The sequence below is a fragment of the Streptomyces sp. CA-294286 genome (genome assembly GCF_050947155.1).
Lineage (GTDB): Bacteria > Actinomycetota > Actinomycetes > Streptomycetales > Streptomycetaceae > Streptomyces.
In genome coordinates, this window is the sequence record NZ_CP192005.1 from 4,672,202 (window position 1) to 4,693,867 (window position 21,666).

At 73.1% G+C, this 21,666-nt stretch carries 20 protein-coding genes; 14 read left to right on the forward strand and 6 right to left on the reverse strand.

Annotated features, from left to right (window positions below):
• Window positions 1–65 precede the first annotated feature (65 nt).
• Window positions 66–1,496 carry an aminotransferase class V-fold PLP-dependent enzyme gene (locus tag ACQPZG_RS25355; protein WP_433548023.1) on the forward strand — a complete coding sequence of 477 codons (1,431 nt, stop codon included), beginning with the start codon at window positions 66–68 and terminating at the stop codon, window positions 1,494–1,496.
• A gap of 64 nt (window positions 1,497–1,560) precedes the next feature.
• On the opposite strand, the gene ACQPZG_RS25360 is transcribed toward ACQPZG_RS25355, so the two are convergent.
• Both ACQPZG_RS25360 and ACQPZG_RS25365 read right to left on the reverse strand, forming a co-directional pair.
• On the reverse strand, window positions 1,561–1,842 hold the full coding sequence (locus ACQPZG_RS25360) for an Lrp/AsnC family transcriptional regulator (RefSeq protein WP_185026533.1): 282 nt from the start codon (window positions 1,840–1,842) through the stop codon (window positions 1,561–1,563).
• The gene (locus ACQPZG_RS25365; protein ID WP_433548024.1) at window positions 1,839–2,600 is read right to left on the reverse strand and encodes a rhomboid family intramembrane serine protease; all 762 of its coding nucleotides are present in this window, start codon (window positions 2,598–2,600) and stop codon (window positions 1,839–1,841) included. Before ACQPZG_RS25365 ends, ACQPZG_RS25360 begins: the two co-directional genes overlap by 4 nt.
• Before the next feature lie 248 nt (window positions 2,601–2,848).
• On the opposite strand from ACQPZG_RS25365, the gene ACQPZG_RS25370 reads away from it, so the two are divergent.
• The 5 genes from ACQPZG_RS25370 to ACQPZG_RS25390 all read left to right on the forward strand — a co-directional run bounded on the left by ACQPZG_RS25370 (window position 2,849) and on the right by ACQPZG_RS25390 (window position 8,495).
• A complete protein-coding gene (locus tag ACQPZG_RS25370; protein WP_185025808.1) occupies window positions 2,849–3,094 on the forward strand; it encodes a hypothetical protein in 246 nt (81 codons plus the stop codon).
• 72 nt (window positions 3,095–3,166) lie between these two features.
• Window positions 3,167–4,528, forward strand: a complete 1,362-nt coding sequence (locus ACQPZG_RS25375; protein ID WP_433549543.1) for an NYN domain-containing protein — start codon at window positions 3,167–3,169, stop codon at window positions 4,526–4,528.
• 276 nt (window positions 4,529–4,804) lie between these two features.
• Window positions 4,805–5,839 (forward strand): NlpC/P60 family protein, encoded by a 1,035-nt coding sequence (locus ACQPZG_RS25380; RefSeq protein WP_433548025.1) that lies wholly within the window; start codon window positions 4,805–4,807, stop codon window positions 5,837–5,839.
• Between the two features lie 291 nt (window positions 5,840–6,130).
• Entirely contained in the window at window positions 6,131–7,159 is a 1,029-nt protein-coding gene (locus ACQPZG_RS25385; protein ID WP_433548026.1) for an NlpC/P60 family protein, read from the forward strand.
• A 91-nt stretch (window positions 7,160–7,250) separates the two neighbouring features.
• Complete coding sequence (locus tag ACQPZG_RS25390) at window positions 7,251–8,495, forward strand: hypothetical protein (protein ID WP_433548027.1); 1,245 nt, start codon at window positions 7,251–7,253, stop codon at window positions 8,493–8,495.
• Here ACQPZG_RS25390 and ACQPZG_RS25395 read toward each other — a convergent pair.
• A complete protein-coding gene (locus ACQPZG_RS25395; protein WP_433548028.1) occupies window positions 8,471–9,838 on the reverse strand; it encodes a glycosyltransferase 87 family protein in 1,368 nt (455 codons plus the stop codon). The genes ACQPZG_RS25390 and ACQPZG_RS25395 overlap by 25 nt on opposite strands.
• A 97-nt stretch (window positions 9,839–9,935) precedes the next feature.
• Between ACQPZG_RS25395 and ACQPZG_RS25400 the strand changes: the two genes are divergently transcribed.
• On the forward strand, window positions 9,936–11,078 hold the full coding sequence (locus ACQPZG_RS25400; RefSeq protein WP_433548029.1) for a glycosyltransferase family 4 protein: 1,143 nt from the start codon (window positions 9,936–9,938) through the stop codon (window positions 11,076–11,078).
• Between the two features lie 201 nt (window positions 11,079–11,279).
• On the opposite strand, the gene ACQPZG_RS25405 is transcribed toward ACQPZG_RS25400, so the two are convergent.
• Entirely contained in the window at window positions 11,280–13,076 is a 1,797-nt protein-coding gene (locus ACQPZG_RS25405) for an AMP-dependent synthetase/ligase (protein WP_433548030.1), read from the reverse strand.
• Between the two features lie 302 nt (window positions 13,077–13,378).
• Here ACQPZG_RS25405 and ACQPZG_RS25410 point away from each other — a divergent pair, with 302 nt between their 5' ends.
• From ACQPZG_RS25410 to ACQPZG_RS25435, 6 genes are all read left to right on the forward strand, one after another.
• A complete protein-coding gene (locus tag ACQPZG_RS25410) occupies window positions 13,379–14,161 on the forward strand; it encodes a metallophosphoesterase family protein (RefSeq protein WP_433548031.1) in 783 nt (260 codons plus the stop codon).
• A gap of 165 nt (window positions 14,162–14,326) precedes the next feature.
• The gene (locus tag ACQPZG_RS25415) at window positions 14,327–14,773 is read left to right on the forward strand and encodes an SRPBCC family protein (RefSeq protein WP_433548032.1); all 447 of its coding nucleotides are present in this window, start codon (window positions 14,327–14,329) and stop codon (window positions 14,771–14,773) included.
• A gap of 215 nt (window positions 14,774–14,988) precedes the next feature.
• The gene (locus ACQPZG_RS25420; protein ID WP_433549544.1) at window positions 14,989–16,209 is read left to right on the forward strand and encodes an ArsA family ATPase; all 1,221 of its coding nucleotides are present in this window, start codon (window positions 14,989–14,991) and stop codon (window positions 16,207–16,209) included.
• Window positions 16,210–16,351: 142 nt separating this feature from the next.
• Window positions 16,352–16,891 (forward strand): DUF5304 domain-containing protein, encoded by a 540-nt coding sequence (locus tag ACQPZG_RS25425; protein ID WP_433548033.1) that lies wholly within the window; start codon window positions 16,352–16,354, stop codon window positions 16,889–16,891.
• Between the two features lie 77 nt (window positions 16,892–16,968).
• Window positions 16,969–17,910, forward strand: a complete 942-nt coding sequence (locus ACQPZG_RS25430; protein WP_433548034.1) for an ROK family glucokinase — start codon at window positions 16,969–16,971, stop codon at window positions 17,908–17,910.
• 75 nt (window positions 17,911–17,985) lie between these two features.
• Window positions 17,986–18,747: an endonuclease/exonuclease/phosphatase family protein gene (locus ACQPZG_RS25435; protein WP_433548035.1), complete on the forward strand. Its 762-nt coding sequence runs from the start codon at window positions 17,986–17,988 to the stop codon at window positions 18,745–18,747.
• Window positions 18,748–19,147: 400 nt separating this feature from the next.
• Here ACQPZG_RS25435 and ACQPZG_RS25440 read toward each other — a convergent pair whose 3' ends face one another.
• Together ACQPZG_RS25440 and ACQPZG_RS25445 are read right to left on the reverse strand one after the other, a co-directional pair.
• On the reverse strand, window positions 19,148–19,759 hold the full coding sequence (locus ACQPZG_RS25440; protein ID WP_433548036.1) for a hypothetical protein: 612 nt from the start codon (window positions 19,757–19,759) through the stop codon (window positions 19,148–19,150).
• Window positions 19,752–20,531 (reverse strand): alpha/beta hydrolase, encoded by a 780-nt coding sequence (locus ACQPZG_RS25445; RefSeq protein ID WP_433548037.1) that lies wholly within the window; start codon window positions 20,529–20,531, stop codon window positions 19,752–19,754. The genes ACQPZG_RS25440 and ACQPZG_RS25445 overlap by 8 nt, the downstream gene beginning before the upstream one ends.
• A 220-nt stretch (window positions 20,532–20,751) precedes the next feature.
• On the opposite strand from ACQPZG_RS25445, the gene ACQPZG_RS25450 reads away from it, so the two are divergent.
• Window positions 20,752–21,549 carry a lysophospholipid acyltransferase family protein gene (locus tag ACQPZG_RS25450; protein ID WP_433548038.1) on the forward strand — a complete coding sequence of 266 codons (798 nt, stop codon included), beginning with the start codon at window positions 20,752–20,754 and terminating at the stop codon, window positions 21,547–21,549.
• Window positions 21,550–21,666: the final 117 nt, after the last annotated feature.

The following is a 21,666-nucleotide window of genomic DNA, read 5'->3' on the forward strand; positions in this document are numbered from 1 at the left end:
TGAGCCTGCGTCAGGCGTGCGGGACCTGTCGAAGCCATTCCGCCTTGTCCTGCCAGGAGTTCGTCATGCCCGCTCAGTCCTCCGTCGCCACCGCCACCGCCCCCGCCGCTTCCGGGGAGCCCTGCTGCGGGACGCCGCTGCCCGTCCTGGGACGGGACGTGGCCGTGCCCCTGGTCACCGGGGGCGAGGTCGGCTACGCGGCCCTCGACTACGCGGCGAGCGCCCCGGCGCTGCAACGGGTGTGGGACGACGTCGCGGCGTACGCCCCGTACTACGGCAGCGTGCACCGGGGAGCCGGGTACCTGTCGCAGCTCTCGACCGACCTCTTCGAGAACAGCCGGGTGACGGTCGCCGAGTTCCTCGACTGCCGGGACGACGACCAGGTGGTCTTCACCCGCTCGACGACCGACTCGCTGAACCTGCTGGCCTCCGCGCTGCCCGCCGACTGCCAGGTGTTCGTCTTCGAGACCGAGCACCACGCGTCGCTGCTGCCCTGGCAGGACGCCCGGGTGACGTACCTGGACGCGCCGCGCACGCCCGCCCAGGCCGTCCAGACGCTGGAACGCGCACTCGCCGACCGGGCCCCTGCCGCCGGCTCCGCGCCCCGTGCGCGCGGCGGCGAGGGCTCCACGGCCCCCGCGCTGGTGTGCGTGACGGGCGCCTCGAACGTCACGGGGGAGATCTGGCCGGTGCGCGAGCTCGCCGCCGTCGCCCACGCGCACGGTGCGCGGATCGTGCTCGACGCCGCCCAGCTCGCACCTCACCACCCGCTCTCGGTACGGGAGTTGGACGTCGACTGGGTGGCCTTCTCCGGGCACAAGCTGTACGCGCCGTTCGGCTCCGGGGTGCTCGCCGGGCGGGCCGACTGGCTCCGGGCGGCCGAGCCGTACCTGGCCGGCGGCGGCGCGTCGAAGAAGGTCGCACGGCGTGCGGACGGCGGCGTGGACGTCGAGTGGCACACCTCCGCGGCACGTCACGAGGCCGGTTCGCCGAACGTGATCGGGGTGTACGCCATCGCCTCCGCGTGCAGGGCGCTCACCGAGGCCGGGTTCGACGCGCTGGTCGAGCGCGAGCAGGCGCTGGTGCGCACGGTGCGCGAGGGGCTCGCGGAGGTGCCCGCCGTGAAGGTGCTCTCGCTGTTCGGCGACGAGGCGCCGCGCGTCGGCGTCCTCTCCTTCGTGGTGGACGGCTGGAACAGCTCGCACTTCGCCGCCGCGCTCTCCGCCGAGTACGGCATCGGGGTGCGGGACGGCCTGTTCTGCGCCCACCCGCTGGTGCGCACGCTGCTCGGCAGCGACCCCCAGGAGGTCGGCGAGTGCGGCGCCCCCGAGGCCGGGCCGGGCGAGAGGTCCCTGAACGCGATCCGGGTGAGCTTCGGCGCGGGCACCCCCGAGGAGCACGTGGAGCGATTCGTACGAGCCGTCAAGGAGCTCGTGGCGAACGGGGCGCGGTGGAACTACCGCACCGAGGACGGGCGTTGCGTGCCCGCCGTCTGAGCGGCCCGCAACGACGGTGGCCGCCCCTCAGGTGAGGGGCGGCCACCGTCGTCGGGTACGGGAATCAGCCGTCGAGGCCGATCGCGAACGCGGCCTCCAGGTCGTGCTGCGAGTACGTGCGGAACGCGACGTGGGTGTCCGTCGCCTCGACGCCGGGGATCTTGCTGATCGAGCCGGGGATGATGTCCGCCAGGTCGTCGTGCCGTCCGACGCGCACCATGGCGATCAGGTCGTAGGTGCCGGTGACGGAGAAGACCTCGCTGACGCTGTCCAGCGCGGCGATCGACTCGGCGATCTCGGGGATCCGGTCCACGCTGGTCTTGATGAGCACGATCGCGGTGATCACGGCTGGCTTTCTCCCTCGGTGGCCGGTGGCGCTGCTGCGGACCTCACTCTAGCCGTACGGCGAAATCGCGCCCACGCGTAGAGGAATCCGCCCGCGAAGCCCACCACGTGTGCCAGATACGCGACGCCCGGCCCGGTGCCCAGGCCCTGCGCGGCCAGCCACTGGAGCACGAACCAGAAGACCAGCACGATCCACGCCGGGAAGCGCAGCGGGAGGAAGAGGAGGAAGGGGAAGACGCTGGTGACGCGCACGTGCGGGAACAGGCACAGGAACGCGCCCAGCACCGCGGAGATCGCGCCGGACGCCCCGACCAGCGTCTCGGTCGAGGACGCGTGCACGACGGCGTACACCACGAGCGCGAGGTAGCCGGTGACGACGTAGAAGAGCGCGTAGTGCAGACGCCCCATGCGCTCCTCGGTCATCGCGCCGAAGACGTACAGGAAGAGCATGTTGCCCAGCAGGTGGAGCCAGTTGCCGTGCACGAACAGGGCGCTGAGCGGGGTCAGCAGGGCGTGCGGGCCGAGCCGTACGAGTTCCTCGGGGACGACGCCCCAGCGCTCGAAGTAGGCGCCCTGCGCGAGGAGGAGCGCGTCGCCCGTGCCGTACGACGGGTTGAAGCCGGAGGCCGGGCCGAGCAGGAACACCACACAGCAGGCGCCGATCACGGAGTACGTCACGAGGGGGGCGCGGGAGAGGGCCCGCCAGCGCGGGCCGAGGCCCGGGATCCGCCGGGGGGCCTTGTCCGTGACCTTGCTCATGGTGTCGAGCATGCGGCAACGCCGCCGCCCCGCGCGTTCCGGCTCGCCGGTGGCCCGCCGCCCGCGCCGCCGGTCTCAAGGGTCGGCTGCCCTCCGCGCGGGGTACCGGTAAGGCCGTAGGGTTGCGCGCAGGGTATCCGCAGTTCGACGGCGCACCGCGGCAACGACGTACGGGACACGCCCGGCGTGTTCGTGATGTTCGCAGGTTTCGTAGTTTCTCGTATTTTCGAAGGAAGAGGACGGTACGCATGACGACGACGGTTCCCCTGCCGACTGCCGCGACCCGGTGGCGCTGCACGCTCTGCGGAAATCTCACGCGCTTCGACGTGACCCGCTCGTCCAAGGTCGTCGAGTACGTCCACCTGGACCTGGCCGGGGAGTCGAAGGTCGAGGAACGCGAGGTGGTCAGTGAGACCATCGAGTCCGTGCGCTGCCGTTGGTGCAACGCGGTGGATCAGATCGAATTGGTGGACAGGCCGGACGCCGGCTCCTAGGGAGACCAGGGGAGGGCGGCCCGGCAGGGCAGTACCCGCTCACCGCGGGTAGCGAAGGTGATGGGGTGACGGATTGTGGAGCCTGCGAGCGGCGCTGAGGCGGCCGGGTCGGCCGACGACGCCGCAGAGGTGCTCGACGGCCCGTTGCCCGAGGGGGTGCGGCGGCGGGTCGTGACGCTGGTCTCGGACGCCTTCGGCGGTCTGAGCGTCGCCGAACTCCCCGCCCAGTTGCGGCAGTACGCCCGGTTCACCCCCAGCCGGCGTGCCAAGTTCGCGGGCAACGCGATGGCCGCCGCACTGGAGAGCGCCCCGGTCTTCCGGCAGCGGATCGGCGAGCGGCTGCGCGAGGCGCAGCCCGAGCTGACGCGCGCGCTGGAGGCCGGGTCGCCGCCCGCCGCGGCCGATCCCGTCGACGTCGCGGCGGCGGCCTACGTGCTGCGCCCGGCGGGCTGGGTGAAGCTGGTGGCCGCCGCGGGCGAGGAGGTCCTGCGCGCGGACGCCGAACGCGCCGACGAGGCCGCCCAGCGCGAGCTGGCGGGGGTGCGGGCCGAGCTGGCCGAGGCGCGGGAGCGCACCAAGGCGGAGACCGAGCGGCTGCGCACCGAACTGGACGCCGCCCGCAAGGAGTGCGACGCGGCCCAGCGCAAGCTGCGCGGCGCCCTCAGTGACGTCAAGCGCGGCGAGGCGGCGCTGCGCAGGACCCAGGCCGAGATCGACGGCATCAGGGCCGAGGCGGCCGCCCAGGTCGCCGCCGCCGAGGCGGAGTCCCGGCGGCTGCGGGCCAGGCTCGGTGAGGCGGAGGCGTCCGTGGAGGCGGGCCGCCGTGCCGTACGGGAGGGACGCAGCGTCGAGGACATGCGGCTGCGGCTGCTGCTGGACACGGTGCTCGAAGCGGCCCAGGGGCTGCGTCGCGAACTCGCCCTGCCGCCGTCGGCCGGACGGCCCGCGGACGGCGTGGACGCGGTCGAACCCGGCCGGATGTCGCCCAAGGACATCGCGGCCCGCGCCCTGTCCGACACGGATCCGGCGGTCCTCGACCAGCTGCTGGCGCTGCCGCAGGCGCACCTGGTGGTCGACGGGTACAACGTGACGAAGACGGGTTATCCGACGATGCCGCTGGAGAAGCAGCGGCTGCGGCTGCTGGGCGGTCTGTCCATGCTGGCGGCGGCGACCGGGGCCGAGGTCACCTGTGTCTTCGACGGCGCGGAGCTGGCGGCCCCGGTGCTGCTGGCACCGCCGCGCGGAGTGCGGGTGCTGTTCAGCAAGGCGGGCGTGACGGCGGACGAACTGATCCGGCAGCTGGTACGGGCGGAGCCGGCCGGACGTCCGGTGGTCGTGGTCTCCACCGACCGCGAGGTCGCCGACGGGGTCGCCAAGTCGGGTGCCCGGCCGGTCGCTTCGGTGATGCTGCTGAAGCGGCTCTCGCGCGTGTGACGGTCTGTGCGGGGGGATGTCCCACTCGTGCGGACAACGTCCGGAATGCGGCGAGTTGGGCATGGCGCTGCGTCAACTGCCCATGACGCACGGTGTGACGCGTGGAATTCATGTGGCTCAGGGGCGAGATTTTTCTCCTGAGGATTTGAACTGATCACAAGAAGGTCACTAGGGTCTGGGCTCGAACCTTCGCACGGTTGATCACTCATCCGGAGTATCGGCGAGGGGCCCGCCAACCTCGCTGGTCGGCGGCTGAGGAAGAAGGAGCTCGCCTCCGTGGCGTCCCACCGTCGTCCCAAGCAGCCGAGCCGCACCCGTGTGACCGTGCTCTCCATATCCGCCGCGGCCGCCGTCGTGCTCACCTCCCAGTCGGCGAACGCCACGCCCAAGCCGGACAAGAAGGAAGTCAAGGCGAAGGTCGACGCGCTGTACGAGGAGGCGGAGGCCGCCACCGAGAGGTTCAACGGGGCGAAGGAGAAGCAGGAGACCCTGGAGAAGCAGGTCAAGAACCTCCAGGACTCGGTGGCCCGCGGTCAGGGCGACCTCAACGAACTGCGCAACGGCCTCGGTTCGCTGGCCACCGCGCAGTACCGCACCGGCAGCGTCGACCCCTCGCTCCAGCTCTTCCTCTCCTCCGAGCCCGACCAGTTCCTGGACCGCGCCTCGGCCATGGACCAGCTGACGGCCCGGCAGGCCGAGTCGCTCCGCAAGATCCAGGCCAAGCAGCGCACCCTGGCCCAGCAGCGCGAGGAGGCGAGCGGCAAACTCGCCGACCTCGCCGCCGTACGCAAGGAACTCGGCGCGAAGAAGGCCACGATCCAGGCCAAGCTCGCCGACGCGCGGAAGCTGTACAACACGCTGACCGAGGAAGAGCGCCGGGCCATCCAGCAGAAGGAGGAGCGCGCCAGCCGTGACGCCGGCGGCCGCGTCGAGCTCGGTACCGAGGTGGCCGCCTCCGGCATCGGCGCCGCCGCGATGGCGAAGGCCGCGACGAAGATCGGCGCGCCGTACGACTGGGGCAACAAGGGTCCCAACGCGTTCGACTGCTCCGGTCTTGTCTACTGGGCGTTCCAGCAGGTCAACGTGACGGTGGGCGGCAGCACATTCACCCAGGTGAACGCCGGCCCGAAGATCTACAACAAGAGCGACCTGCGCCCCGGCGACCTGGTGTTCTTCAGCGACCTCGCCCACGTGGGCTTCTACGCCGGCAACGGTCAGTCGCTGCACGCCCCCAAGCCGGGCACCAACGTCCGCTACGAGGACATGAAGTACCTCGGGTCGTTCATGTACGGAGTGCGCGTCGGCGGCTGAGCCCCACGCACCGGCGGTGCGCGGCCCCCGAGCCCGCCCCGCCCGGCCGGTGACGCCGAACACACCGCCCGTTCGAGCGAATCACGGCAGCCCGTGCTGACCGCCCGCCCCGCCCATGACCTGGTCATCGGCGGGGCGTCGCGCTGTCCTGGTCCCTTTCTCACCCGCCCGCCTCTTTGGCCGCCCTGTGAGCGCCCCGCTACTGTCTGCCAGCGCAGTGCCCGTCGAGCAGTCCGCCCGCCCCGGGCGGCAGGGCGCTGCCCCCCAGCAGTGGAAGGAGTGCGGCTTCCCGTGGCGTCACACCGTCGTCCCTCGCAGTCCGGGCTCACGCAGAGCACCCGGGTCACCGTCCTGTCCGCGGCCGCGGCGACCGCGGCGGCGGCCCTCGGAGCCACCCCGGCGGGCGCCGACCCGTCGGGAGCGCCCACCGCCACCCAGGCCACGGTCGACCGGCTCTTCGAACAGGCGGAGAAGGCCACCGAGCAGTACAACAGGGCCAACGAGCGCGCCGAGACCCTCCGCGAGGAGGTCGCCCGGGCCCGCGACCGTACGGCTCGCGGCCAGGAGCGCCTCAACCGGATGCGCGGAGTGATCGGGCAGCTGGCCGGCGCGCAGTACCGGTCGGGCGGCATGGACCCGGCGATGTCGCTGCTGCTGTCGGAGAACCCGGACAGCTACCTCGACAAGGCCGCGGCCCTCGACCGCATCGGCGTCTTCCACACCGGCAGGGTGCACGCCCTCACCGAGGCGCAGCGCCGACTGGGTCAGGAGCGCACCGAGGCCACCCGCAAGCTCGCGGAGCTGGAGCAGAACCGGGCCGTCGTCTCGCGCCACAAGCGCACCGTCGAGCACAAGCTCGCCGAGGCCCGCCGGATGCTGAACGCGCTGCCCGAGCCGGAACGCGCCGAGTTCGACCGGGCCTCGCGCGGCGGACGCGCGGAGATGCCGGAGATGTCCGGGGCGATGCCCGCGTCCTCACGTGCCGCCGCCGCGGTGCTGGCGGCCAGGAACGCCGTCGGCAAGCCCTACGTCTGGGGGGCCAACGGCCCGTCCGGCTTCGACTGCTCGGGCCTCATGCAGTGGTCGTACGGGCAGGCCGGGGTCTCGCTGCCGCGCACCTCGCAGGCGCAGCGGTCCGCGGGCCGACAGGTCTCGCTGGACGAGGCGCAGCCCGGCGACCTGGTCACCTACCGCGACGACGCCAGCCACGTCGGGATGTACATGGGCAACGGCCAGGTCGTGCACGCGCCCTACCCGGGAGCGCCGGTGCGCTACGACCCGGTGGGCATGATGCCGATCTCGGCGGTGACCCGGGTCTGACCGCCGGCGCCCCCACGAGCCGCCGCAGGTCCGGTCGCGGCGCGGCGGTACGGCGGTACGGGCCCCGATCCCGCCGTCGTACGATCGCCGGATGGGCGGACACGCGAGCGGCGGACGGTACGGGCGGCGGGCGGTGCTCGGACTGGGGCTCGGCGCCGGGCTCGGCGGGGCGCTGACGGCCTCCTGCGCCGCCCCGGCCGCGCCGGCCGACACCGCCGCCCGCGACGTGCGGCGGCTGCTGGCGAAGCGGGCCGCCGCCCTCCTGGGCCGCGACCGGCAGGCCTGCCTGGACGTACTCGAACCGGGTGCGGACGGCCTTCGGGCCGCACAGGAACGGGAGTTCGAGAACCTCGCCGCGGTGCCGCTCGCCTCCTGGGAGTACCGGCTCACCGGGCTCGACAGGACCGGCGGCGCCACCGCCACCGCCCGGGTGGAACACCGGTACCGGATCGACGGGTACGACACCGTGCCCGCCGTCACCTGGCGCCGCATCGACCTGCTGCGGCAGGGCGGGCAGTGGTGCATCACCGGGGACCGGCCGGAGCGCAGCGGCTCGCAGGAGATCTGGCAGCAGGGCCCCGTCACCGCCGTGCGCGGGCGGCACGCGATCGTTCTGGGGGCCGGGCAGGACGGGAAGCGGCTGCGGGCCGTCGCGGAGAACGCCGAGCGCGCGGTGGCCGCCGTCGCCGACGTGTGGAAACGGGAACGCGACCTCGCGGCGGTGCTCCTGGTGCCGCCCTCGCTCGGCGGGATGGGCGCGCTCCTGGGATCGCCCGCCGCCGGGTACCGGGGCATAGCGGCCGTCACCACCGGGGCGGGCCGCGCCGGGAAGCGCACGTCGGCGGACCGGGTGATCGTCAACCCGGAGGCGTACGACGTGCTGGGGGCGGCCGGGCAACAGGTGGTGCTCACCCACGAGACGACGCACGTGGCCACCCGTACCGACACCACCGCCGCGACCCCCATGTGGCTGTCGGAGGGCTTCGCCGACTGGGTGGCCTACCGGGGGAGCGACCGCACCCCCGCCCGGATCGCCCCCGAACTGCGGCGCGCGGTGCGGCGGGACGGGCCGCCCGCCGCCCTGCCCGCCGACGACGACTTCCGCTTCGCCGGCGACGCGGACCGCCTGGCCGGGGCGTACGAGGGCGGCTGGCTGGCCTGCCGGATGATCGTGGAACGCACCGACGAGCGGACGCTCTTCGCGTTCTACGTGTCCGTCGGCCGCCACCCGCAGCGGGACGGCGCGGTGGAGAGGGCACTGCACACCGAACTGGGCACGACCCTCGACGGTTTCACCGCGCAGTGGCGTTCCTACCTGCGCGAGGTGCTCGGCTGAGCCGTCGGCGCGGGGTCCTCCCGCTCCGCCGGGACGTGGCGCCGCGTCGGCACGGGACGGTGCGGCGCGGCCGCCGGCCCGCTCACCGTGTGCCGCCACAGGGTGCGGCAGGCCAGCAGCGTCGCCGCGACCAGCAGGCCGTTGCGGACGAACAGCAGACTCACGCCCAGGGCGTCACTGGCGACCACGTGCGAGAACCAGAGCGGGAACTCCAGACAGGTGACGAGGGTCGCCGCCAGCACCAGGTGCGCCGGCCGGTCCATCCGGCTGCCCCGGAACACCAGGCAGGCCGCCCCGAGGCCGACCAGCCACAGCATGTACTGCGGACTGATCACCCGGCTGGTCGTGGTGAACAGCAGCACCGCCACGAACGCGGCGTCGCACGCCGTCGAGGAGCTGAACCGCCGCGCCCGCAGCCGCCACCACAGCAGCCATCCGAAGGCGAGCGCGGTGAGCGCCATCGCGAGGGTGCTCACCAGCGGCACGTACGGGCCCAGGAACTCCACCGAGCCGTAGTTGAGCAGGACTTCGCCCTCCCAGCCGAACTGCCGGGCGACGTGGAAGACCAGCGCGCCCAGCGACTCCACCTCGGTGCCCCGGTCCCGCTGGAAGGTCAGGAACGCCAGCGCTCCGGGCATGGTCGCGGTGAACAGCAGCACCAGCGCGAGCGCCGTCAGCACGAAGGCCGACCAGGAGGAACGCGTCGTACGCCCGCGTGCCGTCCCCGCGAGCAGCAGGGCGGGCCAGACCTTCAGCATCGCCCCCAGCGCGGCCAGGGCCCCCGTCAGGCGCGGCCTGCGGGCCCCCGCGAGCAGCGCGGCGACCGCGATGCCGGTCACCATCACGTCGTACCGGGCGTACGAGGTGGGGCCCAGCAGCGCCAGACCCGCGATCCACACCCACGCCCCCGCGAGCCGCTTGCCGGGCCGGCGGCCGGCGTACAGCAGCAGACCCGTCACGACGGCGTCCGCGAGGCAGGCGAGGACGAAGAACGCCGACGCGTAGTCCCAGAACGGCAGCAGGCCGGGGGAGAGGACGGCGAGCGCGGCGGCCGGCGGGTACTGCCAGGTCACGTCGTCGAGCGGGAAGGTGCCGGTCCTCAGCACCTCGAACCAGCCCTGATAGATGACCGACACGTCGCTGGTGACGTCCGGGCCGGGGAAGACCAGCACCTTGAAGACGAAGAGCAGCAGCAGGGCCCGGGTCAGGACCCACACCGCGACGGGCAGGGCCAGTGCGGCGGACGGCGCGACGGCGGCGGGCGGGGCCGCGGCTCCGGACGGGGCCGGGGCGGGCGGGGCGGGGAAGCGGCCCGGGCGTCCGGTGCTGCTCGGGAGTGTCATGACCACCCTCGTTCGATGTGTTCGGCTGAAGGGTCATGATGCCGGGCGCGGAGGCGATCGGGCGACGAGGCGTCGCCGTTGGGTACTGTCGGCGACGATGGACAAGACCTTGATCGTGACCAACGACTTCCCGCCCCGCCCCGGCGGCATCCAGGCGTTCCTGCACAACATGGCGCTGCGGCTGGACCCCGAGCAGCTCGTCGTCTACGCGTCGACGTGGAAACGCGGGCGCGAGGGGGCGGAGGCCACCGCCGCGTTCGACGCCGAGCAGCCCTTCACGGTGGTGCGCGACGGGACGACGATGCTGCTGCCGACGCCCCGGGTGACCCGGCGCGCCGCCCAGTTGCTCCGGGAGCACCAGTGCACGTCGGTGTGGTTCGGTGCCGCCGCCCCGCTCGGGCTGATGGCCCCCGCGCTGCGCCGCGCGGGCGCCCGGCGACTGGTCGCCACGACGCACGGGCACGAGGCCGGCTGGGCGCAACTCCCCGCCTCGCGGAACCTGTTGCGGCGGATCGGCGAGGGCACGGACACGATCACCTACCTCGGCGAGTACACCCGCTCCCGGATCGCCGCCGCGCTCACCCCCGGGGCCGCGGCACGCATGGTCCAGCTGCCGCCGGGCGTCGACGAGAAGACCTTCCACCCGGGCTCGGGCGGCGACGCGGTGCGGGCGCGGCTGGGACTCACCGACCGGCCCGTGGTGGTGTGCGTGTCCCGGCTGGTGCCGCGCAAGGGCCAGGACACGCTCATCGAGGCGATGCCCGCGATCCTGCGCGCGGTGCCGGACGCGGTCCTGCTGATCGTCGGCGGCGGACCGTACGAGAAGGACCTCCACCGGCTGGCCCGGGAGCGGGGCGTCGCGGACTCGGTGCGGTTCACCGGCGCGGTGCCGTGGAGCGAACTGCCCGCGCACTACGGGGCGGGGGACGTCTTCGCGATGCCGTGCCGCACCCGGCGCGGCGGGCTGGACGTGGAGGGGCTCGGCATCGTCTACCTGGAGGCCTCGGCGACCGGGCTGCCGGTGGTGGCCGGGGACTCCGGGGGAGCGCCGGACGCCGTGCTCGACGGGGAGACGGGCTGGGTCGTACGGGGCGGTGACCCCGCCGAGTCGGCCGACCGCATCACCGCGCTGCTCCAGGACCCGCAGCTGCGGCGGCGGATGGGCGAGCGGGGGCGCGCCTGGGTCGAGGAGCGGTGGCGCTGGGACCTGCTGGCGGAGAAGCTCAGGACGCTGCTCTGAGGCGCTGGACGGGAGACGGCCGGGGGCGGCCCCGCGGACAGCGGGGGGCCTTGCGGAGGTCGCCGTCCCCGGCGGGCGTGCTCGGTGCACGGCAGCGCTCCGACGGGCCGCCCGGCCGGCTGCGACGGCGCGGACCGCGGGCGGCGTCTCCGCCCGGCCCCGGCGCGGCGCCACCGCCCGCCGGGCCGCGCGCCCAGGTGGTCAGCCGCGGTAGAGCGCCTCGATCTCGTCCGCGAACTCCTTCGCCACCACGTTGCGCTTCAGCTTCAGCGACGGCGTGATGTGTCCGGCCTCCTCGGTGAACTGGGCGGGCAGGATGCGGAACTTGCGTACCGACTCCGCCTTGGAGACCGCCGCGTTGCCGTCGTCCACCGCCCGCTGCACCGTGGCCAGCAGATCCGCATCGTCCCGCAGCGTCACCGCCGTCGAGTCCGCGGGCTTGCCGTGCTCCTCGGCCCAGCGGCCCAGGAACTCCTCGTCGATGGTGACGAGCGCGCCGACGAACGGCCGTCCGTCGCCGACCACCATGCACTCCGCGACCAGCGCGTGCGCGCGGATGCGGTCCTCGATCACGGCGGGGGCGACGTTCTTGCCGCCCGCCGTCACGATGATCTCCTTCTTGCGGCCGGTGATCGCGAGGTAGCCGTCCTCGTCGAGGGTGCCGATGTCTCCGGTGTGGAACCAGCCGTCGGTCAGTGCCTCGGCGGTGGCCGACGGGTTGTTCCAGTACCCCGTGAAGATGTGCTCGCCGTGCAGCAGCACCTCGCCGTCGTCGGCGATGCGCACCACCGAGCCGGGCAGCGGCTGGCCGACGGTGCCGACCTTCGGCCGGTCGTACGGGTTGAAGGCGGTCGCCGCACAGGACTCGGTGAGTCCGTAGCCCTCCAGCACTGTGAACCCGATGCCGCTGAAGAAGTGGCCCAGCCGCTCGCCCAGCGGCGCCCCGCCGGAGATCGCGTACTCGCAGCGCCCGCCGAGCACCGCGCGCAGCTTGCTGAAGACCAGCTTGTCGAAGACCTTGTGCTTGAGCCGCAGGCCCAGCGCCGGCCCCTCGGGGGTGGCCCGGGCGCGGCTGTAGGCGATCGCCGTGTCGGCGGCCTTGTCGAAGATCTTGCCCTTGCCGTCGGCCTGCGCCTTCGCGCGGGCCGAGTTGTAGACCTTCTCGAAGACGCGCGGCACACCGAGGATCAGCGTCGGCTTGAAGGACGCCAGCTCGTCGGTGAGGTTCTTGATGTCCGGCACGCAGCCGAGCTTGATCGGCGCCATCACCGACGCCACCTCGACGAGCCGTCCGAAGACGTGCGCGGCCGGAAGGAACAGCAGCACCGAGCACTCACCTGTGCGGAACAGCGGCTTCAGCCGCTCCACCACGTTGCCGCACTCCGCGAAGAAGCTGCGGTGGGTCAGCACACAGCCCTTGGGGCGGCCGGTGGTGCCGGAGGTGTAGACGATGGTGGCCGGGTCGTCGGCGTTCGCCGAGGACATCCGGGCGTCGAGGAGCTCGTCGGAGATGTCCGCCCCGGACGCGGTCAGCTGACCGACGGCGTCCGCGTCGATCTGCCAGACGCCCTTGAGGTCCGGCAGGCTGCCCTGCACGGAGGCGACGGACTCGCGGTGGGCCTCCGACTCGACCAGGCAGAACTTCGCGCCCGAGTCGCCCAGGATCCACTGCACCTGCTCGGCGGAGCTGGTCTCGTACACCGGCACGGTCACCGCACCCGCGCTCCAGATCGCGAAGTCGAGCAGCACCCACTCGTAGCGGGTGCGCGACACCAGGCCGATCCGGTCGCCCGGCTCGACGCCCGCGGCGATCAGGCCCTTGGCGGTGGCGCGCACCTCGGCCAGGAACTGGGTGGCGGTGACATCCGTCCACGTCCCCGCGACCTTGCGGCCCATGACCGCGGTGTGGGGATGCTGAGCGGCATTGCGGCGGATGAGATCCGTCAGATTGCCGTCCGAAGGGACCTCGTACAGAGCCGGAAGGCTGAACTCGCGCAAGACTGCTGCTCCTCATCAGGCACCGGTCGCCACGTCGGCGTGGGGCCGGCTGCGGTCCAAGGTCGGGCAGGTGCTCAGTGGGGGATGAGCACGACTGGACTGCCCGGACGTTACCCACCAGTACTCGGTTCCCGATAGGGGGTCCCGGGCAGATGTACGCTGCGTCACACTGATCGGACGGTGCTTGGCGCACAGTAGTCGACCCTCGGGGCGACTCGGAAGTAACCGCAGGTCCGCCCGCCCGCCACGGCGAACGGGACCGCCTCTACTCAGCGATCGGCCGGGGTTCTAGGCTGATCGTCATGCGAGTTCATGTGGTGAGCGACGTGCACGGCAACGCGGCGGACCTCGCCCGCGCGGGCGAGGGGGCCGACGCCCTGGTCTGTCTCGGCGACCTCGTGCTGTACCTGGACTACGCGGATCACTCGCGCGGCATCTTCCCCGACCTCTTCGGCACCGAGAACGCCGACCTCATCGTCGAGCTGCGCAACGCGCGCCGCTTCGACGAGGCCCGCGAACTGAGCCGGCGGCTGTGGGCGGGGCTGGAGGTCGACAGCCGCACGGCGACCGACACGGCGGTCCGCAAGCAGTACGCGCAGCTGTTCGCGGCGTTCCCGGACCCGACGTACGCCACGTACGGCAATGTCGACATCCCCGCGCTCTGGCCGGACTTCGCCGGGCCCGGCACGGTCAGCCCCGGTACGCGCGTGCTCGACGGCGAGCGCGTCGAGATCGGCGGCCTGGTCTTCGGCTTCGTCGGCGGCGGCCTGCGCACCCCCATGAACACGCCCTTCGAGATCGGCGACGAGGAGTACGCCGCCAAGGTCGAGGCGCTCGGCGAGGTCGACGTGCTCTGCTCGCACATCCCGCCCGAGATCCCCGAGCTGGTGTACGACACGGTGGCGCGCCGCTTCGAGCGCGGCAGCCGCGCCCTGCTGGAGGCGATCCGCAGGACCCGCCCGCGGTACTCGCTCTTCGGCCACGTGCACCAGCCGCTGGCCCGCCGGATGCGCGTCGGCGCGACCGAGTGCGTGAACGTCGGACACTTCGCCTCCACCGGGCGGCCCTGGGCCCTGGAGTGGTGAGCCGGCCGTGCGGGGTAGCCTTCACGCGGCACGCCCCTGCCCGGCGAGCGGGTCCCGCACCAGCCACGAACCGGTCCCGCAGCCCACGGCGCACCCCACTCGGCACGCCCCAGTCAGCACATCCCAGTCAGCACACCCCGGTCCGGACCCTGAGGAGCCACCGCGATGGCGGAACACACCAGCTCTAGCATCACCATCGAGGCGGCGCCGGCCGACGTCATGGGCGTCATCGCGGACTTCGACCGCTACCCGGACTGGACGGGCGAGGTGAAGGAGGCCGAGGTCCTGGCCACCGACGCCGACGGCCGCGCCGAGAAGGTCCGCCTGGTGCTCGACGCCGGCGCCATCAAGGACGACCACACCCTCGCGTACACCTGGACGGGCGACGACGAGGTCAGCTGGACGCTGGTGAAGTCCCAGATGCTGCGCGCCCTCGACGGCTCGTACCACCTCGCCCCCGCCGCGAACGGCAGCACCGAGGTCACCTACCGGCTCACCGTCGACGTCAAGATCCCGATGCTCGGCATGATCAAGCGCAAGGCCGAGAAGGTCATCATCGACCGCGCGCTCGCCGGTCTGAAGAAGCGCGTCGAGTCCGGCCCCACGAGCTGATCCAGCGGCTACGGGACGGCACGGGAGCAACGGGTATGAGCACGGGACGCGCGTCGTCCGCAGGGGCCGGCGAACACTCCGGGCGGTCGGCTGCGACGGGGGCCTCCGGGCCCCCGGGGCCCGCCGGACCGCCCGGTTCCGACGGGCCGGGCGGCGTCCCGGGGCCCGGCGCCGAGGCCCGGGAAGGCGGGACCGCCGGCAACACCGGACCCCTGATGCGCACGGTCCTCGTCACCGGCCCCGGCGGTGCGGGCCGCAGCACCGTCGCCGCCGCGACCGCGCTCGCGGCCTCCCGCGCGGGCGCGCGCGTGCTGCTCCTGGGCACCGACCGCCAGGACACCCTGGGGCCCGCGCTCGGGGCCCCCGTCGGGGCGATATCCGCGGCCTCCGTCGCCTCCGCACCGGCGCCCCTCGCCGCGGAACCCCGCCTGCGGGCCGCACGGATCGACTCCGCCGACGACTTCCGCACCGGACTCGTCGCCCTCCAGGAGCGCTCCACCGCCGCCCTCGACCTGCTGGGCGCCGGCGCCCTGGACGCCGACGAGCTGACCGAACTCCCCGGCAGCGAGCAGTTCGCCCTGCTGCGGGCGCTGCGGACCCTGTACCGGACACCCGGCGCCCCGTACGACCTGGTCGTCGTCGACATGCCGCCCACGCACACCGCCCTGGCCGCCCTCGCCCTGCCCGAGCAGCTGCGCCGCTACCTGCGCCGCCTGCTGCCGCCCGAGCGGCAGGCGGCCCGCTCGCTGCGGCCGATGCTGGCGCAGCTCGCCGGGGTGCCGATGCCCGCCCAGTGGCTGTACGAGACGAGCGCCCGCCAGGACGCCGAACTGGCCGCCGCACAGGCCGTGGTCGAGGGCCCCGCCGTGTCGGTGCGGCTGGTGGTCGAACCGGGGCCGGCCGCCGCGGACGCCCTGCGCACCGCGCGACTGGGCTGCGCCCTGCACGGTCTCGCCGTGGACGCGGTCGTCGCCAACCGGGTGCTGCCCACCGCATCGCCCGACCCCTGGCTGGCCGCACTCTCCGCGCACCAGCAGGCGCACCTCAAGGAGGTGCGCGAGAACCCCGCCCCGGTACGGGAACTGCCGCACCTGGGGCGTGCCCCGCACGGCGTCGAGGACCTGGAGCTGCTCGCGCGGGACCTCCCGGGCCTTCCCCGGGGCGGCCCCGCGAACGCTGCGGTGCGCCCCGTGGAGGACCGGCTCGGCGAGGACGGCGTGCTGGTGTGGCACCTGCCGCTGCCCGGCGCGACCAAGGGCGACCTGGGCCTCGTCCGGCGCGGCGACGAACTCGTGCTGTCCGCCGGGCCGTTCCGGCGCATACTTCCGCTCCCGTCCGCGCTGCGCCGGTGCGCCGTCTCGGGCGCGGCGCTGCACGACGGGACGCTGCGGGTCCGCTTCACGCCGGACCCGGGGCTGTGGCCGCGCGGACGGTGAGATCCGGTGCCGCGGGCGCGGGGCTCCCGGGCCCCGGGTCCCGGACCCCGGGGAGAACGGACCAGGAACGGCGTACCGCTGTTCGGGTAACGTCGAAGGCGTACGTTTCCGTTGCCCCCTCCCCGCGTCGCAGGAGTGCGTCATGAGCGAAGCCACCGAACGCCCCGACGATTCCCGGGCGTACGACTCCGAGGGTCGTGCCTCGCGGGCGTACGACGCGTCGCAGGAGTACCACGCGGACGCCTGGGCGACGGCGTGCGAGGAGGACCTCGCCGCCGAGAAGGCCCGCCGCCGCGCGCAGCACGGCCGCGAGACGGGGTCCGCCGCCGAGGAACTGCGCCGGCTGATGGACGCGGTCACCGACAAGGTGTCCGCGTTGCAGTCCCCGCTGTTCGGTATGGCGGCCCAGGGCGTCGCTCAGCAGTTCGTTCAGCAGGCGAAGGCAGTGGTCGAGCCGGTGGTGGAGCGCAACCCGCAGGTCTTCGACCACCTCGCGGCAGCGGGAAACGAGCTGTTGGCGGCCTACCGGTCGGCGGTCGTCGGCCACGAGCAGCGCTGGACGCAGGGTTCCACCGCCCCGACGACGAGCTCCGAGCGTACGGACAAAACACCCAGGTCATCCGAAAAGGGTCCAGATGACCCGGAGGACCGTTCAAAAGGTGAACACATCGACCTCGACTGAGCGCCCTCCTCGGGTACCGTGGCCCTCGGAGCCTGTCTCCGGCTCCGAGCGGGGCTCGACCTAAAACTGAGGGACTCATGGGACTCACCATCGGCGTCGACATCGGCGGCACGAAGATCGCGGCCGGAGTGGTCGACGAAGAGGGACAGATCCTCGAAACGTACAAGGTGAAGACACCGAAGACCCCCGAGGCGATGGTCGACGCGATCTCCGCGGCGGTCTCGGAGGTCAGTTCGGGCCACCGGGTCGAGGCGGTCGGCATCGGCGCCGCCGGATACGTGGACGACAAGCGCGCCACCGTGCTCTTCGCCCCGAACATCAACTGGCGCCACGAACCGCTCAAGGACAAGGTCGAGCAGCGCGTCGGCCTGCCCGTCGTCGTCGAGAACGACGCCAACGCTGCTGCCTGGGGCGAGTACAAGTTCGGGGCCGGCAAGGGCCACGAGGACGTCATCTGCATCACCCTGGGCACCGGCCTGGGCGGCGGCATCATCATCGGCAACAAGCTCCGCCGCGGACGCTTCGGCGTGGCCGCCGAGTTCGGCCACATCCGGGTCGTTCCGGACGGCCTGCTGTGCGGCTGCGGCAGCCAGGGCTGCTGGGAGCAGTACGCGTCCGGCCGCGCCCTCGTGCGCTACGCCCGACAGCGCGCCAACGCCACCCCAGAGAACGCCGAGATCCTGCTCGGCCTCGGCGACGGTACCGTCGAGGGCATCGAGGGCAAGCACGTCAGCGCCGCCGCCCGGCAGGGCGACCCGGTCGCCGTCGACTCCTTCCGCGAGCTGGCCCGCTGGGCCGGCGCGGGCCTGGCGGACCTCGCCTCGCTGTTCGACCCGTCCGCGTTCATCGTCGGCGGCGGCGTCTCCGACGAGGGCGAACTCGTCCTCGGCCCGATCCGCAAGTCGTTCCGTCGCTGGCTGATCGGCGGCCAGTGGCGGCCGCACGCGCAGGTCCTCGCGGCACAGCTCGGCGGCAAGGCCGGACTGGTCGGCGCGGCGGACCTGGCGCGCCAGGGCTGAGCCCCTCCCGTCCGTGAGTCGGTGCCCGTCGCGTCCACTTCAGGACGCGGCGGGCACCGGTCTATGTTGGCCCGCATGGCGACCGATCCCCTGCCCCCGTCCGCGACGGAACCCGACGGCTCGGCCGTCGTGCGTGTCCTCAGCTACAACATCCGCTCCATGCGCGACGACCGGGAAGCGCTGGCCCGGGTGATCCGCGCCTGTGAGCCCGACCTGGTGCTGATCCAGGAGGCGCCGCGCTTCTTCCGCTGGCGCAAGAAGGCTGCCTGGCTGGCCGCGCACAGCGACCTGGTGGTGCTGGGCGGAGGCGCGCCCGCCGCGGGGCCGCTGCTGCTGTGCTCGCTGCGGGCGACGGTGGAGCACACCGAGGACGTGCTGCTGCCGCGTACTCCCGGCCTGCACCAGCGGGGGTTCGCGACGGCGGTCGTACGGATCGGGGGCGCGCGGCTGGGGGTGCTGAGCTGCCACCTGAGCCTTCAGGCCGACGAACGGTACGAGCAGGCGGGGCTGCTGCTGGAGCACCTGGAGGGGTGGCGGGCCCGGGGCGTGGCGCACGCGATCGCCGGCGGTGACCTCAACGACAGGCCGGACGGGCGGACCTTCCGCCGACTGGCGGGGGAGTTGCAGGACGGGTGGGCGACCGCGCCGTGGGGCGGGGAGTTCACGTCCGTGCCGTCGGATCCGCACCAGAGGATCGACGCGATCTTCGCCACCGAGGGGGTGGAGGTGCTGGGGTGCGGGGTGCCGGAGCTGCCGGGAGCGGACCTGCGGGCGGCTACGGATCACTTGCCGGTGGTGGGGGCGGTGCGGGTGCCGGGGGAGGGGGCGAGGAGGTAGCGGAAGCGCGGATTCTGTGGTGCGGGGGCGCCACGCCTGGTGGGTGGGTGGGTGGGTGGTTGGGCGCGGGCGGGGCGTGGCGCGGAGGGTGCACCGTCCGGTGGGGGCCGCTTCCCTTGCCCTCCCTCCCCCGAGCACTCGGTTCCGCTCTTCGTGCAGGAGGTACCCCTCGCCCCTCGGGGCGCGCCCGTCGCCCAAGAGGGATTCACGTCGAGCGGCCCCGCCGCGCAAGGGTGCTGCCGGGGTGGGGGGAAGGGGCGGCCCGGCCGCCCGAAAAGGCTGGGGGTGGGAGAGGGGCGTGCGGCCCCGTCACCCAAGAGGGCCGGCGGGCGTGGAGAAGCGACGGGCGGCCGAGCCGTCCACGGGGCCGCGGCGGGTCAGACGGCTGCTCCGCGTCGGGTCAGACGACTGCTCCGCGGCCGGGGTCCTCGTCCTCTTCGTCCGAGCCGTGGGACATCCTGGCCACCAGTGTCGCGAAGCCGCCCAGGAAGCCGCCGATGCCCAGGACCTGGAGCCACCAGGTCATGTCCCAGCTCAGCAGCACCGCGACGAGCAGCAACAGCGGTCCGCCGATCACCGCCAGCCAGGCGAACTTGGACGTGACGTCGGCCTCCGGGAGGTCCGGGTCCGGCGGGACGAAGTGCCCCTCGTCCGACTCGTCGAGGTCCTCGTCCTTCGCTTCGGCGGGCGAGAAGTCCCGGGGGCCGGCCGTCCCGACGCCCGGAGCGAAGATCACCGAGCTGCCCACCGGACGGTCGTCCTCCACCGGGCCCGGTTCGGCCGCCGGTCCGTCCCCGTTGACCCCGCCCTCCAGACGCGCCAGGTCGTCCACCGACTTGAACGGCTTCGCCCCCGGCGGGTCCGGCGGCTCCTCCCCGTAACCGGCCACGATCGCCTCCCAGACGGCGGACTCGTCCAGCGGCACGGCCGCGTCGTCCTTGCGGCCGTCGGTGACGGCCTCCGGCTCCCGCTCCTCCTCGCGGTCCGCGCGCTCCGCGTTGTGTTCAGCCACCAGCAGTGCTCCCCTTCTTCCCGACGCTCGGAGCGAGGCGGCCGATGAACGCGTAACTCTCGTCGAAGATCCGCTCCGCGTCATGGTCCAACGTCGCCACGTGGTAGCTCTGTTCCAGCAGGATCTCGGTGACGTCGGTCGACGAGATGCGGCTGAGGACACGGGCCGAGTCCGCCGGCGGGACCACGTGGTCCTGGAGGCTGTGCAGCAGCAGCGTCGGCTGCGTGACCTGCGGCAGCTCGCCGTCGACCAGCCGGAAGAAGCGGCGCAGCGAGTACGCGGCGTGCAGCGGGACCCGCGTGTAGCCCACCTCGTGCGAGCCCTCCAGCGCGATGTCGTCGGCCACGCCCTTCGTCGTGCGCAGCAGATGCCGGGCGACCGGGAGCGCGTGCGCGGCCAGACCGTGCACCTTGTTGCCCGGGTTGACCAGGACGATTCCGCTGACCGCGTCGCCGTGCTTCGCGGCCAGCCGCAGGGCCAGCGCTCCGCCCATCGAGAGGCCGAAGACGAAGACCTGCGCACACCGTCCGACGAGGTCGCGCAGCTCGCGGTCCACCTCCGCGTACCAGTCCTGCCAGCCCGTGACCTGCATGTCCTCCCAGCGGGTGCCATGACCGGGCAGCAGCGGCAGGGAAACCGTCAGGTCCCGCTCCGCCAGGTGGTCGGCCCAGGGGCGCAGCGACTGCGGGGAACCGGTGAAACCGTGGCAGAGGAGGACGCCTACCTCTCCGCCCTCGTGGCGGAACGGCTCGGCTCCAGGAAGGACCGGCACCGGGGTCTCCTGTTCGTGAAAGGGGGGCTCAAGATGCCTTCACCGTACGCGACCGGACCGACACCGACCAGGTCCGCAGGGCCCCCGGCCCACAGGGCGGCGGCGTTCCCGCGGCCCCCGGCAGGGGCACGCGCGTGGGGCGGGCACGGGCGCCCGCGGGGGAGAGAGCGCAGGCCGGACCCGGGTTATGGTCTTGTCGACAGACAAGGAAAGGCACACGTTGATCTACGGCGCAATGAAGTTCTCCATCGGAGGGTCACTGAAGGTCGCCTTCAGACCCTGGGTGGAGGGCCTCGAAAACATTCCCGCGGACGGGCCGGCGATCCTCGCGAGCAACCATCTGTCCTTCTCCGACTCCTTCTTCCTTCCGGCCGTGCTGGACCGGAAGGTCACCTTCATCGCCAAGGCGGAGTACTTCACCTCGCCCGGCGTCAAGGGCAGGCTCACGGCCGCGTTCTTCAGGGGCGTCGGACAGCTCCCGGTCGACCGCTCCGGTGCGCGCGGCGCCGGTGAGTCGGCGATCAGGGCGGGCATCGAGGTCATCGAGAACGGCGGCCTCTTCGGCATCTACCCCGAAGGCACCCGCTCCCCGGACGGACGCCTCTACCGCGGCAAGCCCGGCGGTCTCGCGCGCGTGGCGCTGGCGACCGGCGCACCCGTGATCCCCGTCGCGATGATCGACACGGAGAAGGTCCAGCCGCCGGGCAAGGTCCTCCCCAAACTGCTGCGGCCGGGCATCAGGATCGGCAAACCGCTGGACTTCAGCCGCTACCACGGCATGGACGGGGACCGGTTCATCCTGCGCTCGGTCACCGACGAGGTCATGTACGAGATCATGAAGCTCTCCGGCCAGGAGTACGTCGACATCTACGCGACCGCCGCGAAGCGGCAGATCGCGGACGCCGAGAAGGCGGCCAAGGCGGAGAAGGCCGAGCTGGAGAAGGCCCAGAAGGCCGCCAGGGCGGAGCTGGAGAAGGCGGCGAAGGCAGAGGCCGAGCGGGCGGACCCGGCAGGGTAGGCCGGACGCGCCGAGCGGGGCGGAACGTTTCCGTGCCCGGGGGCGTCGTTGGTCCTGGGCGCGCCCGGTACGGCGGGCGGGGCGCACGGGAGTGAGCCGGAGACGTGCTTCTCGGGG

Coding starts and splice junctions, on each gene's coding strand:
- ACQPZG_RS25355 (WP_433548023.1), top strand. CDS start 66: ATGCCCGCTCAGTCCTCCGTCGCCACCGCCACCGCCCCCGCCGCTTCC.
- ACQPZG_RS25430 (WP_433548034.1), top strand. CDS start 16,969: ATGGGACTCACCATCGGCGTCGACATCGGCGGCACGAAGATCGCGGCC.
- ACQPZG_RS25425 (WP_433548033.1), top strand. CDS start 16,352: ATGAGCGAAGCCACCGAACGCCCCGACGATTCCCGGGCGTACGACTCC.
- ACQPZG_RS25400 (WP_433548029.1), top strand. CDS start 9,936: ATGGACAAGACCTTGATCGTGACCAACGACTTCCCGCCCCGCCCCGGC.
- ACQPZG_RS25420 (WP_433549544.1), top strand. CDS start 14,989: ATGCGCACGGTCCTCGTCACCGGCCCCGGCGGTGCGGGCCGCAGCACC.
- ACQPZG_RS25370 (WP_185025808.1), top strand. CDS start 2,849: ATGACGACGACGGTTCCCCTGCCGACTGCCGCGACCCGGTGGCGCTGC.
- ACQPZG_RS25390 (WP_433548027.1), top strand. CDS start 7,251: ATGGGCGGACACGCGAGCGGCGGACGGTACGGGCGGCGGGCGGTGCTC.
- ACQPZG_RS25435 (WP_433548035.1), top strand. CDS start 17,986: ATGGCGACCGATCCCCTGCCCCCGTCCGCGACGGAACCCGACGGCTCG.
- ACQPZG_RS25415 (WP_433548032.1), top strand. CDS start 14,327: ATGGCGGAACACACCAGCTCTAGCATCACCATCGAGGCGGCGCCGGCC.
- ACQPZG_RS25365 (WP_433548024.1), bottom strand. CDS start 2,600: ATGAGCAAGGTCACGGACAAGGCCCCCCGGCGGATCCCGGGCCTCGGC.
- ACQPZG_RS25395 (WP_433548028.1), bottom strand. CDS start 9,838: ATGACACTCCCGAGCAGCACCGGACGCCCGGGCCGCTTCCCCGCCCCG.
- ACQPZG_RS25410 (WP_433548031.1), top strand. CDS start 13,379: ATGCGAGTTCATGTGGTGAGCGACGTGCACGGCAACGCGGCGGACCTC.